14 protein-coding genes are annotated in these 14,032 nt (G+C 64.8%); 10 read left to right on the top strand and 4 right to left on the bottom strand.

Features of this window, described 5'->3' with window-relative positions; genetic code table 11:
- The first annotated feature begins 119 nt into the window (after positions 1-119).
- Positions 120-476 carry a hypothetical protein gene (locus AC0L3C_RS17080; protein WP_473263017.1) on the top strand — a complete coding sequence of 119 codons (357 nt, stop codon included), beginning with the start codon at positions 120-122 and terminating at the stop codon, positions 474-476.
- Positions 477-485: 9 nt separating this feature from the next.
- Here AC0L3C_RS17080 and AC0L3C_RS17075 read toward each other — a convergent pair whose 3' ends face one another.
- Positions 486-1,589 carry a mandelate racemase/muconate lactonizing enzyme family protein gene (locus tag AC0L3C_RS17075; protein WP_473263016.1) on the bottom strand — a complete coding sequence of 368 codons (1,104 nt, stop codon included), beginning with the start codon at positions 1,587-1,589 and terminating at the stop codon, positions 486-488.
- Positions 1,590-1,768: 179 nt separating this feature from the next.
- Between AC0L3C_RS17075 and AC0L3C_RS17070 the strand changes: the two genes are divergently transcribed.
- The 5 genes from AC0L3C_RS17070 (at position 1,769) to AC0L3C_RS17050 (ending at position 6,528) form a co-directional block, all read left to right on the top strand.
- Positions 1,769-2,602, top strand: a complete 834-nt coding sequence (locus tag AC0L3C_RS17070; RefSeq protein WP_473263015.1) for a GyrI-like domain-containing protein — start codon at positions 1,769-1,771, stop codon at positions 2,600-2,602.
- A 135-nt stretch (positions 2,603-2,737) separates the two neighbouring features.
- Positions 2,738-3,664 (top strand): SMP-30/gluconolactonase/LRE family protein, encoded by a 927-nt coding sequence (locus AC0L3C_RS17065; RefSeq protein ID WP_473408529.1) that lies wholly within the window; start codon positions 2,738-2,740, stop codon positions 3,662-3,664.
- Positions 3,665-3,785: 121 nt separating this feature from the next.
- Positions 3,786-4,379 carry a GNAT family N-acetyltransferase gene (locus AC0L3C_RS17060; protein WP_473408528.1) on the top strand — a complete coding sequence of 198 codons (594 nt, stop codon included), beginning with the start codon at positions 3,786-3,788 and terminating at the stop codon, positions 4,377-4,379.
- A 16-nt stretch (positions 4,380-4,395) separates the two neighbouring features.
- Complete coding sequence (locus tag AC0L3C_RS17055) at positions 4,396-6,042, top strand: GMC family oxidoreductase (RefSeq protein ID WP_473408527.1); 1,647 nt, start codon at positions 4,396-4,398, stop codon at positions 6,040-6,042.
- Between the two features lie 147 nt (positions 6,043-6,189).
- Positions 6,190-6,528, top strand: a complete 339-nt coding sequence (locus AC0L3C_RS17050) for an immunity 53 family protein (protein WP_473263011.1) — start codon at positions 6,190-6,192, stop codon at positions 6,526-6,528.
- Positions 6,529-7,467: 939 nt separating this feature from the next.
- Here AC0L3C_RS17050 and AC0L3C_RS17045 read toward each other — a convergent pair.
- Together AC0L3C_RS17045 and AC0L3C_RS17040 are read right to left on the bottom strand one after the other, a co-directional pair.
- Complete coding sequence (locus AC0L3C_RS17045) at positions 7,468-8,310, bottom strand: AAA family ATPase (RefSeq protein ID WP_007600695.1); 843 nt, start codon at positions 8,308-8,310, stop codon at positions 7,468-7,470.
- Between the two features lie 105 nt (positions 8,311-8,415).
- Positions 8,416-8,661 (bottom strand): GlsB/YeaQ/YmgE family stress response membrane protein, encoded by a 246-nt coding sequence (locus tag AC0L3C_RS17040; RefSeq protein WP_007613712.1) that lies wholly within the window; start codon positions 8,659-8,661, stop codon positions 8,416-8,418.
- Positions 8,662-8,784: 123 nt separating this feature from the next.
- On the opposite strand from AC0L3C_RS17040, the gene AC0L3C_RS17035 reads away from it, so the two are divergent.
- From AC0L3C_RS17035 to sseA, 3 genes are all read left to right on the top strand, one after another.
- Positions 8,785-9,960, top strand: a complete 1,176-nt coding sequence (locus tag AC0L3C_RS17035; protein ID WP_063995163.1) for a vWA domain-containing protein — start codon at positions 8,785-8,787, stop codon at positions 9,958-9,960.
- Between the two features lie 134 nt (positions 9,961-10,094).
- On the top strand, positions 10,095-10,508 hold the full coding sequence (locus AC0L3C_RS17030) for a rhodanese-like domain-containing protein (RefSeq protein WP_007613708.1): 414 nt from the start codon (positions 10,095-10,097) through the stop codon (positions 10,506-10,508).
- A gap of 163 nt (positions 10,509-10,671) precedes the next feature.
- On the top strand, positions 10,672-11,529 hold the full coding sequence (sseA, locus tag AC0L3C_RS17025) for a 3-mercaptopyruvate sulfurtransferase (RefSeq protein WP_473408526.1): 858 nt from the start codon (positions 10,672-10,674) through the stop codon (positions 11,527-11,529).
- A gap of 1 nt (position 11,530) precedes the next feature.
- Here sseA and AC0L3C_RS17020 read toward each other — a convergent pair whose 3' ends face one another.
- The gene (locus AC0L3C_RS17020; protein ID WP_473408525.1) at positions 11,531-12,364 is read right to left on the bottom strand and encodes a hypothetical protein; all 834 of its coding nucleotides are present in this window, start codon (positions 12,362-12,364) and stop codon (positions 11,531-11,533) included.
- 321 nt (positions 12,365-12,685) lie between these two features.
- Here AC0L3C_RS17020 and AC0L3C_RS17015 point away from each other — a divergent pair, with 321 nt between their 5' ends.
- Positions 12,686-13,873: a L,D-transpeptidase gene (locus AC0L3C_RS17015; protein ID WP_473279297.1), complete on the top strand. Its 1,188-nt coding sequence runs from the start codon at positions 12,686-12,688 to the stop codon at positions 13,871-13,873.
- The last annotated feature ends 159 nt before the right edge of the window (positions 13,874-14,032 follow it).

Here is a 14,032-nt window from a genome sequence, read left to right as displayed (position 1 = left end):
CTCCCCGTCCGAGGGAACAGCTGCAAGCTCAACGCGAGAATGCGGTGCGAGTGTGGTAGCCTCGACAGGCCGCGTGCAAAAAGCGCACATTGCCGTGATTGATTTGACGAGGAACCTGCATGCTGCTTCGAGGCACCGGCGTCTGCTTCGCGATGTTGCTGCTCGCCACGCTGGCGATTGCGCCGGTCCGCGCGCAGGACGTGCCCGGCATCGAGATCTGCACCGTCGAGAAGACCATGGAGCGCCGCACCAGCTGCCTCCAGAGCAACGTCGACTTCCTCCAGAAGACGATCACCAGGCTGAATCTCGATCACCAGCAGAAGCTGGATGCCGCGGGCCGCCAGATCGACGCGTTGAAGACGACGGTGGCCGGCTTGCAGAAGATGCTCGGCGATCTCCAGAGCGCGCAGGCGAAGACCGCGGAGGATGTAAAGAAGAAACAGGATGCGCCGCCGCCGAAAGATGCGGCGAAATAGGCGCCGCGCTCAGGCGACGCGATATCGCTCCATCACGCTGCGGTCGGGCTCATAGCCGAGTCCAGGTCCGGTCGGCACCGCGACATGGCCGGTGGCATCGACATCGGCGCGGCCTCCCCAGAGGCAGGCCTCGCGCTTCAGGTAAAACATCTCGACCAACCCGTCGTCGCGCCCTGCCAGGAGATGCAAGGTCGCCAGCAGGCCGGGGCCGAAATACGGGGAGTGCGGAACGATCTTGACGCCTTGCCGATCCGCGAGCGCCGCAACCTTCAGAAATTCCGTGATGCCGCCGACCTTGATCACCGACGGCTGGGCGTGGCTGACCGCGCCCGCATCCATCATCTGGCGGAATTGATATTCCGTGCAGGCGTTCTCGCCGGCCGCGACGCCGAGTCCGCCCTTGCTGCGGACCTCGGCGAGCGCCGTAAAATCCTCCGGCGGCCAAATCGGCTCCTCGAGGAACATCGGCTGCGCGTCCCGGCATGTCCTGGCGAACGCGATCGCCTCTTCGCCGGACAGCGGGCAGTTCATGTCCACCATCAGCGGAATGCCGGGCCCGATCGCCGCGCGCGCGGCAAACACCGCCGGCGCCGTGGTCTCGTGCAGCTTGATGGCGCCGTAGCCGAGCGCGAGCGCCTTCTTGCATTCGGCGGCGATGTTGTCGGGCGAGCCGATCCGCAACAGGCTCGCATAAGCCGGAATGGCTGGGCGCCGGGTGCCGCCGAGCAGGCGGTGCAGCGGCACGCCCTTGATCTTGGCGGCGAGGTCCCACAGCGCGATGTCGAGCCCGGAAATCGCGAACATGGTGATGCCGTAACGCCCGAACAGATGCAGATTACGCTGGATCTGCTCCATCACCGCGGGAATGCCGGCGGCATCGGGAACCTCCAGCCCACGGGCCTGCGGTGCGATCATTTCCTCGACGGCACTGCGCGTGGTGCGCGGGCAGACATAGGCGAAGGCATCGCCCCAGCCGGTCAAGCCGGCGTCGGTGGTGACCTCGACCATCACCATGTCGAGGGCGGTGATGGCGGAGGCGCCCTGACGGAAGCTCGCGACACCGGCGTCATAGGGGATGCGGATATGGTGCGCGCGCACATCGGTGATCTTCATGACGCGGTTCCTCCTGCTTTCTCGTGAGCGGTTTCAAGGACGTCCCGAGTGTAGCCATGAACGCCCGGACGTTGCCAGTGGCTGGTCCGGCGTTATCCTCTTGCTGGATCGCAACGCCGATCAAGCGAAGCCTGCGGACTTCCGTGCATCATGGTTGCGCTTCGAACGAGAGAGACGCCATGAACCCAGCCCAGCGCGCGCTCTGGTATGTCGAGAGCCATCTGGCCGAGCCTATGACGCTCGACGAGATTGCTGCGATATCAGGCGTGTCGCGGTTCCACATCGTGCGCGCGTTTGCCGCAGCCACCGGCCTGCCGGTGATGCGGTACGTGCGCGCGCGGCGGCTGAGCGAAGCGGCGCGCAGTCTTGCGAACGGCGCGCCGGACATCCTCTCGCTGGCGCTGGAGGCGGATTACGGCTCGCACGAAGCATTCACCCGCGCGTTCCGCGACCAGTTCGGCACCACGCCCGAAGCGGTGCGCGCCGCGCAATGCACCGGCCATCTCAAGCTTCAGGAGCCGATCCTCATGGACTCGACCATCTCCGACAAACTCGCCGCCCCGCGCTTCGAAACCACAAAGGCCTTCCTCATCGCAGGCATCAACGAGCGCATCTCCTGCGACAACGGCGCGGTGATTCCCGGACTGTGGCAGCGCTTCCACCAGGATGTCGCCGACATTCCCGCGCGCGTTGGACCGGTCGCCTATGGCGTCTGCTGCAACGGCGACGATGCCGGCAATTTCGACTACATCGCCGGCGTCGAGGTCGCCGATTTCTCCGAGCTGCCCCGCCGCTTCGGCCGTATCCGTATCCCCGAGCAGCGCTATGCGGTGTTCACCCACGCCGACCACGTCGCCTCGATCAGGCGCACCGTCAACGCTATCTGGAATCAGTGGTTGCCGGCCTCCGGCCTGAAGGCTGCCGATGCGCCGAACTTCGAACGCTACGACGAGAAATTCGATCCCGCCACCGGCAATGGCGGCCTGGAGATTTGGATACCCGTGCGAGATTAGCGCGCAACGCTGGCATACCATCCCGCTTGCTTGGCAAGCCCCGGTGACTTTGCCATAACCGCAGGCAATCTTGCGTGTGGGGCCCGTGCCGGACATCCCGTGCAAGTCATAACAAGCAGCCGGGAGGGTCCCCACATGTCCAACGTCCGCGTTCTCGCCACCGACCTCGAATTTCCCGAAGGGCCGGTCGTGATGCCGGACGGCTCGGTCGTGCTGGTGGAAATCCGCGGCCAGCGCCTGACCCGAATCCATCCCGACGGGCGCAAGGAGATCGTCGCGAAGATTCCGGGCGGTCCGAACGGCGCAGCCCTCGGGCCCGACGGCAAGATCTACATCTGCAACAATGGCGGCTTCTCCTGGATCCCGACCCGCAACATGATCATGCCGGGTCCGCAGCCCGACGATTATCTCGGCGGCTCGATCCAGCGCGTCGATCTCCAAGCGGGCAAGATCGAGACCGTCGTGACCAAATGTGGCGAGCACGATCTGCGCGGGCCGAACGATCTGGTGTTCGACAAGCAGGGCGGCCTCTGGTTCTCCGATCTCGGCAAGCGCCGCGCGCGCGAGATGGACGTTGGCGGCATGTATTATCTCAAGCCCGGCATGAAGGAGATCGTCGAAATCGTCCACGGCGTGTTGCCGGCGAACGGCATCGGTCTGTCGCCCGACGAGACCACCGTCTACATCGCGGAGACGCCGACGGGCCGGCTCTGGGCCTACGAGCTCTCCGCGCCCGGCACGCTCAAGCCGCGCGACGTGATCTATCGCGGCGAGCGGGGCAAACCGATCTGCGGCCTCGGCGGCTACCAGATGTTCGACTCGCTCGCGGTCGAAGCGAACGGCAATGTCTGCGTCGCCACCCTCGTCTCCGGCTGCATCTCGGTGATCGCGCCTGATGGTACCTTGGTCGAGCAGGTCCCGACCGGCGACCGCGTCACCACCAACATCGCCTTCGGCGGCCCCGAGCTGAAGACCGCCTACATCACGCTCTCAGGCAAGGGCGAGCTGATCGCCATGGACTGGCCGCGCAGCGGTTTGCCTCTCAATTTCCTAAACCAATAAACGGTGCTAGTGACCGTCATTGCGAGCGAAGCGAAGCAATCCAGGAATGCGGCCGCGGTGACAGTCTGGATTGCGTCGTCGCTTCGCTCCTCGCAATGACGCGACCTAAGGAGACTTCAATATGCCCTGGCCCGATCCCATCACCCTGCGCGGACAGCATGCCGGTCTCGAGCCGCTGTCGCATCAGCACCGCGAGGGGCTGATCGAGGCCGTGAAGGACGGCGAGCTCTCCACCATCTGGTACACCGCGATTCCGACGCCGGACAACATGGGCAAGGAAATCGACCGCCGGCTCGGACTTCAGGCCGCAGGCTCGATGCTCCCTTTCACCGTATTCGATGGCAGCGGCACGATCGTGGGCATGACGACCTATATGAACATCGATGCCGCCAACCGCCGCGTCGAGATCGGCTCGACCTGGTACGGCAAGAGCGCGCAGCGCGGCCCGCTCAACACGCAGTGCAAGCTGCTGCTGCTCACCCATGCCTTCGAAGCCCTCGACTGCATCGCGGTGGAATTCCGCACGCATTTCTTCAATCACCAGAGCCGCCGCGCCATCGAGCGCCTGGGCGCCAAGCAGGACGGCATCCTGCGCAGCCACCAGGTCGCGCCCAACGGCACGCTCCGCGACACCGTGGTCTACAGCATCACCGCGGCCGAATGGCCGACCGTGCGAACGCATTTGAATTATCAACTCAACGACAAGCCGCGCTAGAGGCGGCCGAGGCACCATGGACAGATTTGATTATGTGATCGTCGGCGCGGGCTCCGCCGGCTGCGTGCTTACCAGCCGGCTGAGCGAAGATCCTGCGACCAGCGTCTGTGTGCTCGAGGCGGGCCCGAGCGACTGGCATCCCTACATCCATTTGCCGGCGGGCTTCATCAAGACCTTCCACATGAAGAGCATCAACTGGGCCTACCAGCAGGAGGTCGGGCCCTGGACCGGCGGGCGCAGCATCTACGCGCCGCGGGGCAAGACGCTCGGCGGCTCGTCCTCGATCAACGGCCATATCTACAATCGCGGCCAGCGCATGGATTTCGACACCTGGGCGCAGATGGGCAATCGTGGCTGGGGCTATGCCGACGTGCTGCCCTATTTCCGGCGGCTGGAGAAACGGGTCGGCGAGGGCGAGGACATTTATCGAGGCCGCGACGGCAATCTCACCGTCACCACCATGAACTGGCGTGATCCGCTTTGCGAAGCCTTCATGGAGGGCGCGGTCTCGCTCGGGATTCCCCGCAATCCCGATTACAATGGCGCGATGCAGGAAGGCGTCTCCTACTGCCAGCGCACCATCGACAAGGGTCTGCGCGTCTCGGCTTCCACAGCCTTCCTCAAGCCCGCGATGAAGCGGCCGAACGTCCATGTCCACACCCACGCGCATGCGACCGAGATCATCTTCGAGGGCAAGCGCGCCGTCGGCGTGCGCTACATGAAAGGCGGCTCGGGCGGCACGCCGGTCGAAGTCCGCGCCAACAAGGAGGTGATCCTCTCCGGCGGCACTTATAATTCGCCGCAGCTCTTGCAGCTCTCCGGCATCGGCTCGCCTGATTTGCTCAGCGCCCACGGCATCCAGGTGCGTCACGCGCTTCCGGTGGGCGAAGGCCTGCAAGATCATTATGCGCCGCGCACGGTCGCGCGCGTCAAAGACATCAGGACCATCAACGAGCTTCGTCGCGGCTGGCGTCTCTGGGTCGAGGCGATGAAATGGGCGACCGCGCGCAAAGGCCTGCTCTCGCTGTCGCCAACCATGGTCTATTGCTTCTGGCACTCCGGCGAGAGTGCGGATTCGTCCGATCTCCAGCTCACCTTCACCCCGGCGAGCTACAAGGAAGGCGTGCAGGGCCAGCTCGAGGACGAGCCCGGCATGACGGTGGCCTCCTGGCAGCAGCGCCCCGAGAGTCGCGGCTATGTCCGCATCCGCTCGTCTGATCCGTTCGCGCCGCCGATCATCCAGACCAACTATCTCGACGCCGAGCTCGACCGCCGCGTCATCGTCGGCGGCATGAAGCTCGCGCGCAAGCTTTTGAAGAGCGCGCCGCTGTCGCCCTATTACGCCTACGAGGATTTCCCCGGTCCCAACATCAACACCGACGACGAGTTCTTGGCCGCCGCCACCGAGCGCGGCACCACCACTTTCCACCCCGGCTGCACCTGCCGCATGGGCCCGGCGGATTCCACCTGGGCTGTGGTCGACGACCAGCTCCGCGTCCACGGGTTGCAAGGCCTGCGCGTCATCGATGCGTCCGTCATGCCGCGCATGATCTCGGCGAACCTCAATGCCTCCACCATGATGATCGCCGACCGCGCCTCGGACCTGATACGCGGCAAGCAGCCGATGGAAGCCGCACGCGTGCCCGATGCGGCTGTGGCGTGACCTTGTAGGGTGGGTTAGCCCCGCGATTGCGCGAAGCGCAATTCGCGCGGCGTAACCCACCACGTCCCTCGACGCGGAGACAAAAGAGGTGGGTTACGCTGACGCTAACCCACCCTACAAGCTGATCATCCAACGGACAGAAATCCGATGCAAGACGCAGGCGAAGTGCTTGAACGACTGGAGCGCTGGTACGCGGCCCAATGCAATGGAGACTGGGAGCACACCTACGGGATAACGATCGAGACGCTCGACAATCCCGGTTGGAACTTCAGGGTGGAGCTTAGAGATACATATTTGTCCGGTCGGGCTTTCGAAGAAATTGCCGAGCTTCAATCAAGCGATCACCGGCAGTTTTTCCATTGTCGCGTGAAGGACGATGTATTCACCGGGGCGTGTCCTCCGGATAGGCTCGGCGAAGTCATTTCGATCTTCTTGCGCTGGGCTGAAACGCGCTCGGCGGAGCAGATCGAAAGGCCCGCAAGATAGACCGGATCGTCCGTAGCCCGGATGGAGCGTAGCGCAATCCGGGATGACTGCATCGGTTTGCACGATTTTCCCGGATTGCGCTGCGCTCCATCCGGGCTACTTGGCCCGTCGGGCAAAACACCTCGACACCCGTCAATCCCTTTCCACAAAAATATTCCGCTTTACCGAAATTCGGAATTGCGGCATACATCGAAACAGCCCGGCCTCCGAAGAGGGGCGGTTCGCGAGTCGTTCGAAACGCGGGCCGGGTTGCGGTGGACGCAGCAGCGTCGTGCGCGAGAGGCGCGGGCAGGGCGGGTAGTCCCTGTGAGCCCGAGGCTTCGTGCGGACGAGCGGCGCCGAAGTCCGGCGAAGCCTCTTGGCGGAGCCGGATGAGCTGCGTACGGCAAAACCGTGTGGTCCTGGCCGTCGTTGCTACGGTCAAGCCTTTGCGGAGATGTGCGCGAGCCCAACCGGGCGGACGGCATCGTCAATTCGCGGGGCGAGGGAGGCCAGAAGGAAAGTTCGGCTCCCGGGAGAGCACGGCATAAGCCGTCCGACCATTGCGCAGGGAAGGCCGTGTGTTGGGCTTCGCCTGTATGCCGCTGTGCAGTCCTTTTGCGCTACATGCGCACAGCGGACCGTGGGTGCCAGCCGGCACCCGGCCTTCCCTGCACCCTCTTTGTCAAAGGGGTGACGGAGAGAGCATAGCTCGGGCGAATGCGCCGCGAGGATGCGAAGGCGTGTCTGCGATTTAGGATGCGGGTGTGTTGAAGCGTGATGCTTCACCACCGTCGTCCTGGCGAAAGCCAGGACCCATTACCCCAGGGAGGGGTTTGGTGGGCGGTACTGGCGCCGGAGTTTTATCGATAGTCACGCGGTATGGGTCCTGGCCTTCGCCAGGACGACACCGGTTGATTTGGCCGATTGCCTCGCCCGCAACGCGGAGTGCGCTCGAACCTACACTTCCCTCCGGCTCAAGAACGCCAGCCGCTCGAACAGATGCACGTCCTGCTCGTTCTTGAGCAGCGCACCGTGCAGTGGTGGGATCAGCTTGCGCGGATCGCGTTCGCGCAACTGCTCGACGCTCATGTCTTCGTTGAGCAACAGCTTGAGCCAGTCGAGCAGTTCGGAGGTGGACGGCTTCTTCTTCAGGCCGGGCACCTCGCGGACCTCGAAGAAGATGCGCAGGGCTTCCTCGACCAGCCGCTTCTTGATGCCGGGAAAATGGACGTCGACGATCCGGGTCATGGTGTCGGCGTCGGGGAACTTGATGTAGTGGAAGAAGCAGCGGCGCAGGAACGCGTCCGGCAGCTCCTTCTCGTTGTTGGAGGTGATCATCATGATCGGGCGCTGCTTCGCCTTGATCGTCTCGCCGGTCTCGTAGACATGGAATTCCATGCGGTCGAGCTCGAGCAAAAGATCGTTCGGGAATTCGATGTCGGCCTTGTCGATCTCGTCGATCAGCAGCACCGGGCGCTGCTCGGCGGTGAAGGCATCCCACAGCTTGCCGCGCTTGATGTAGTTCTTGATGTCCGACACGCGGGCATCGCCGAGCTGGCTGTCGCGCAGGCGCGACACCGCGTCGTATTCGTAGAGGCCTTGCTGCGCCTTGGTGGTGGACTTGATGTGCCAGGTCAGAAGCGGGGCGTTCAGCGCCTTCGCCACTTCCTCCGCCAGCACCGTCTTGCCAGTGCCGGGCTCGCCCTTGATGAGCAGCGGGCGCTCCAGCACGATCGAGGCGTTGACCGCGACCTTGAGATCGTCGGTCGCAACATAGTCCTTGGTGCCGGTAAATTTCATCGCGCGTCCTTGTTGGTCGTCGTCCCAGGCGTTGCCAGTTTCATGGCCCTGGTCCAACAAACGGAACGGCCGCGCGTGGCGGCCGTTCCTGGTTCGGTCAGGCTTTCAGACCCGTTTTATCAGCGAAAGGATGACGAGCACAATCACCGCGCCGATCGTGGCATCCACGATGGCCCCGACCGTGCCCGTTGCGAGCTGGATATGCAGCTGAGGCAGAATCCAGCTGGCCACGAGCGCACCGATGATGCCGACGACGATGTTGCCGATCAGCCCAAATCCCGCCCCGTGGACAATCTTGCCGGCAAGCCAGCCTGCGATCGCGCCAATGATGAGCGCTGCGAGAATTCCCATTGCAAACGTCCCCAAAACAACCCCGTGAGACTGCCAATTCTAGAGCAAAAAGCCTCCCGGTCCAGCGCAGAGCGATGGCCTCCGCCCCTTGACGTTCGCCCCCCGACGGGCAATCTGTCACCCATGTTCCTGCAATTCTTCACTTCTCTGCGCGATGCGCAGGTCCCCGTGACGCTGCGCGAATACCTCACGCTGATGGAGGCGCTCGACGCTGATCTCGCGGACTATTCGGTCGAGAATTTCTACTATCTCTCGCGCACCTCGCTGGTGAAGGACGAGCGCAACCTCGACAAGTTCGACCGCGTCTTCGGCACCGTCTTCAAGGGGCTGGAGAGCCTGCTAGACGCCATGGAGGGGGCCGAGATCCCCGAGGAGTGGCTGAAGAAGCTCGCCGAGAAATACCTGACCGACGATGAGAAGAAGCAGATCGAGGCCATGGGCTGGGACAAGCTCATGGAGACCCTGAAGAAGCGCCTCGAGGAGCAGAAGGGCCGCCATCAGGGCGGAAGCAAGTGGATCGGCACGGCCGGCACCTCGCCGTTCGGCGCCCATGGCTACAATCCCGAAGGCGTTCGCATCGGCCAGGAGAAGAACCGCAACAACCGCGCCGTGAAGGTGTGGGACAAGCGTGAGTTCAAGGATCTCGACGGCAATGTCGAGCTCGGCATCCGCAACATCAAGGTGGCGCTGCGGCGCCTGCGCAAGTTCGCGCGCACCGGCGCGCCGGACGAGCTCGATCTCGACACCACCATCCGCGAGACCGCCAATCACGGTTATCTCGACGTGCACATGCGGCCCGAGCGACGCAACGCGGTGAAGCTGCTGGTGTTCTTCGACATCGGCGGCTCGATGGACGCGCATATCGAGCAGGTCGAGGAGCTGTTCTCGGCGGCGAAGAGCGAGTTCAAGCACATGGAGTATTTCTACTTCCACAACTGCCTCTATGAAGGCGTGTGGAAGCAGAACAAGCGCCGCTTCACCGACCGCACGCCGACCTGGGACGTGCTGCACAAATACCCGCACGACTACAAGATCGTGTTCGTCGGCGACGCCTCGATGAGCCCTTACGAGATCATGGTGCCCGGCGGCTCGGTCGAGCACGTCAACGAAGAGCCTGGCTCGGTCTGGCTCGACCGCATCATCCGCACCTATCCGCATTCGGTGTGGCTCAATCCCGTGCAGCAGAAGCACTGGGACTATTCGGAATCCACCACCATCATCAAACGCATCTTCGCCAACCGCATGTATCCGATCACGATTGAAGGTCTGGAAGGTGCGATGAAGGAATTGACGCACTGACCTCGCCGTCGTCATTCCGGGGCGATGCGAAGCATCGAACCCGGAATCCATCGGGTGGCAGTACGTGTAGATGAATGGATTCCGGGTTCGCGCTACGCGCGCCCCGGAATGACGAGAAGAGGGAGATACGAACAATGCCCCAGACCATCACCCGCGGCATCAAGGCGCTGATCGACGAAGCCAATGCCGAGATCGAGACGCTCACCGCCAAGGACGCCATCGAGATCTCCAAGAACGGCGACGTCGTCATCGTCGACATCCGCGATCCCCGCGAGATCGAGCGCGACGGCCGCATCCCCGGCGCGTTCGCCTGCACCCGCGGCATGCTCGAATTCTGGATCGATCCGCAGAGCCCTTATGCGAAGCCGGTGTTCCAGGAGGACAAGAAGTTCGTCTTCCATTGCGCCGGCGGCTTGCGCTCTGCGCTCGCCGCCAAGACCGCGCAGGACATGGGCCTCAAGCCCGTCGCCCACATCGCCGGCGGCTACGCCGCCTGGCGCGACGCCGGCGGGCCGGTCGAGCAGTGGGAGCCGAAGAAGAAGGGGTGAGGTGAATACCTTTCTCACCACACACTCCGTCATGCCCGGGCAAAAGCGCGAAGCGCGTCTTCGCGCTAGATGACCCGGGCATCCACGTCTTCGCCGCAAGAAGAACGTGGATGGCCGGGACAAGCCCGGCCATGACGACTGAGACAATTGCCGGAGCACCCTAATGACCACTCCCACCGATCCCCTCGTCTCCACCGAATGGCTCGCCGCCCACATCAACGATGCCAACGTCAAGGTGCTCGACGCCAGCTTTAAGCTGCCCGGCGTGCTGCCATTGCCGAAGGATGATTACCTCGCCGCGCATCTGCCAGGCGCAGTGTTCTTCGACGTCGACGCGGTCTCGGACCATTCCAACCCGCTGCCGCACATGTACCCGAGCGCCGAGCAGTTCGGCCGCGACGTCGGTCATCTCGGCATCTCCAATGCCGACACCGTCGTGATCTACGATGCCGGTGGCTGGGTCGCTGCTCCCCGCGCGTGGTGGATGTTCCTGGCTTTCGGCCATAGCAATGTGCGCATCCTCAACGGGGGCCTGAAGAAGTGGCGTGCCGAAGGGCGTGCGACCGAGAGCGGCGAGACGAAGCCGAAGCCAGCGACATTCAAGGCGAGCTATGATTCCAAGCGCGTGCGCAGCATGCAGCAACTGATCGCCAACGTCGAAAGCCGTGCCGAGCAGGTGATCGACGCGCGCGCCGCCGACCGGTTCGAGGGCAGGGCGCCGGAGCCGCGCGCGGGCATCCGCTCCGGCCATATCCCCGGTGCGCGCAACGTGCCCTACAATCTCCTGTTCGATGCCGCGACCGGCACGATGAAGCCGCTCGATGATCTGCGCGCTGCCTTCACGAACGCCGGCGTCAAGCTCGAAGCGCCGATCGTGACGAGCTGCGGCTCCGGGGTCTCTGCCGGCGTGCTGACGCTGGCGCTCTATCGCCTCGGCATCACCGACACCGCGCTCTACGACGGCTCATGGTCGGAATGGGGTCAGGAAAAAGGACCGCCGATCGCAACGGGGCCGGCGTAACCTACTGACGTAGGCGCGCGGTCGTCGTTGCGGCGAGCGTGGGTTGCGGTTGTCCGAACGGATCAAGTTGCTGAACCGGTGGCGGCGGACGCCGGACAATGCGGCGGCGCTTCTTCACGCGATGCGCCCGCGGCTTGGTCGCCTTGCTCTCCGGCGAACCGCTGTCGGCCATAGCGTTGGCCTTGGCCTTGGCCGGCGGATCCTTCCAGGTCCTGGTCGCCGGGTCGTTCAATGCGGCGAACTTCGCGCTCGCCATGTCGAACGTGGACGAAGCCGGGGCTGCGGCAGGTGCTGGTTTGCTCGTGAGAGCGATCGAAACGGGCTTGGTCTCGGCGATGGATGCGCTGGCGTCGGCCGGAGTAAGCGTGTTGCTTGAGGCCGGCACCGCGGTCTCCGTCGTCGTCTCGGCCTTGGCCTCGACATTGGCCGGTTCGGCCGGGACATCGGCCGGAGGTGCAGCGACCTGCGGCTGACCGTCGGTCTCAGTTGTCAGCGCGACGACTTGTTCGGGCTCGCTCATCGGCAGCGCGATGGTCGGGACTTGATCGCGCAGCGACGGCGTCGGATCGGTGGCTGCTTCCGACTCGGTGCGCAGGACCGCGAGCACCGGCTGGGCCGGCTCGGGAGCTTGTGCAAACACCTGCTCCTGCGGACCATTCCGCCAGGAGGGGTTGCTGACATACTGCTCGTGGCTCGCCCGCAGCAGCGCGGCGGCGCCCAGGCCGAACACCAGGATGGAGGCTGACAGCAGGATCGCGGCAAACAGGAAGCGAAAGCCGGGAAGCATCGAGGGATTGCGAATTTCCGCCCCGGCGGCGAAGTGGCCAGGGCCCATGAGCCATCTGAACGCGGTGACGGTACTGCTTGCCGCGTTCGCCACGCGGGGATCGAAGCTCAAAGCGGAGGCGAATCAGGCTGATTCGAACATACCGCAACGATTCCGCGCCGTTCCGTAAAAAACGGAGCCGGCGACTCCTGCGATCTCGGGCGTGGGCTGATTTTCGTCCCGTGATGCAAGGAGGCAACGGTAGTCTTGCGGACCACAAATCGGCAAATCAGGCACAAATCTGCCTGTAATGTCTTGAATGTGCCGCTATCTTCCGTCATCTGGCCGTTAACGGTCCGGACGGGGCCCGGGGACTATACAAGAGCGATGATGATCAAACATATTCTGACGATATGCGCTGCCGCAACAGTCGCTGCGGCGGGAACCTCGCTCGCGCAGGCCCAGAGCTATCCGGTCCAGCAGGCGCCGAGCTATGGCGCGCCGGCCGAATATCGGCCCGGCGACCGCGCGCCGAGTTTCGACGCGCTCGACGATGAAGACGATGCGATGCCGCAGGCAGCGCTGCCGCCGCCCGGTCCTGATCTGCGCTACGGCCGTCCGCCCGGCGCTCCGCCGGTGTATTCCGCCGCGCCGCCGCAGGGGCCGGTGATGTCGCCCGATGATCCCCGTTATGGCCGTCCCGCAGGTGCCCCCGTCTATTCGGCCGCGCCGCCGCAGGGTCCCGTGACGTCACCCGATGATCCGCGCTACGGCCGCCCCGCCGGCCCGCCCGCAGTGATCTACGCCGATCGTCCGGCTCAGGCGCCCGGCAGTGACGGCCTGCGTCCGCCCGAGGCAGTGGCTGGTCCCGGCGCGACCGGAACGGTCCAGGCCGGGCAGCCGCCCGTGGGTGCCGACGGCCGGCCGATGGCGATAGCTTCGCTCCCGCCCGAGGAGCAGCCTGACGCTGCTCCGGCGCAGCTGCCGCAAAACCTGCGCCGCCAGGAAGTCTCGCTGGCGACCAAGGAGCCGGCCGGAACGCTCATCGTCGATACCCCGAATACCTACCTTTATTACGTGCTCGGCAACGGCCGTGCGATCCGCTACGGCGTCCGCGTAGGCCGCGACGGCTTCACCTGGACCGGGGTGCAGAAGATCACCCGCAAGGCCGAGTGGCCGGATTGGCATCCGCCGACCGAGATGATCGAGCGCCAGCCCTATCTGCCGCGTTTCATGGCCGGCGGTCCCGGCAATCCGCTCGGCGCCCGCGCGATGTATCTCGGCTCGACCGTTTACCGCATCCACGGCACCAACCAGCCCTCGACGATCGGCAAGTTCGTGTCCTCCGGCTGCATCGGCATGCTGAACGAGGACGTCTCCGACCTGTTCGATCGCGTCAAGGTGGGCACCCGCGTGGTCGTGATGCCGGGTGGTCCGCCGCCGGGAACCGCGACCGCATCCGCCGCGCCCGTGCCCGGCGCTGCCGGGCCCGCTCCGATGGCCGCGCAGGCCGGCCCGGTCGGAGGCACCCAGCCGACGGTGGTGCCGCCGCTGCCCGCGCCCGTCACCGTACGCTGAACCGGCCTCGCAAGAATTGATCTCGCAAGAATTGATCTGATGACGGGGGGGGGGGGGGGGGGGGGGGCCGGGGGGGGGGGGTGGGGGGGGGCGGGGGGGGGGGGCCGGGGGGGGGGGGGGGGGGGGGGCGGGGGGGGGGGGGTTGGGGGGGGGGGGGGG

This window comes from Bradyrhizobium sp. WSM4872, from assembly GCF_055811715.1.
The sequence above is the reverse complement of the archived record's forward strand: the minus strand, read 5'-3'. Positions and strand labels throughout refer to the sequence as shown.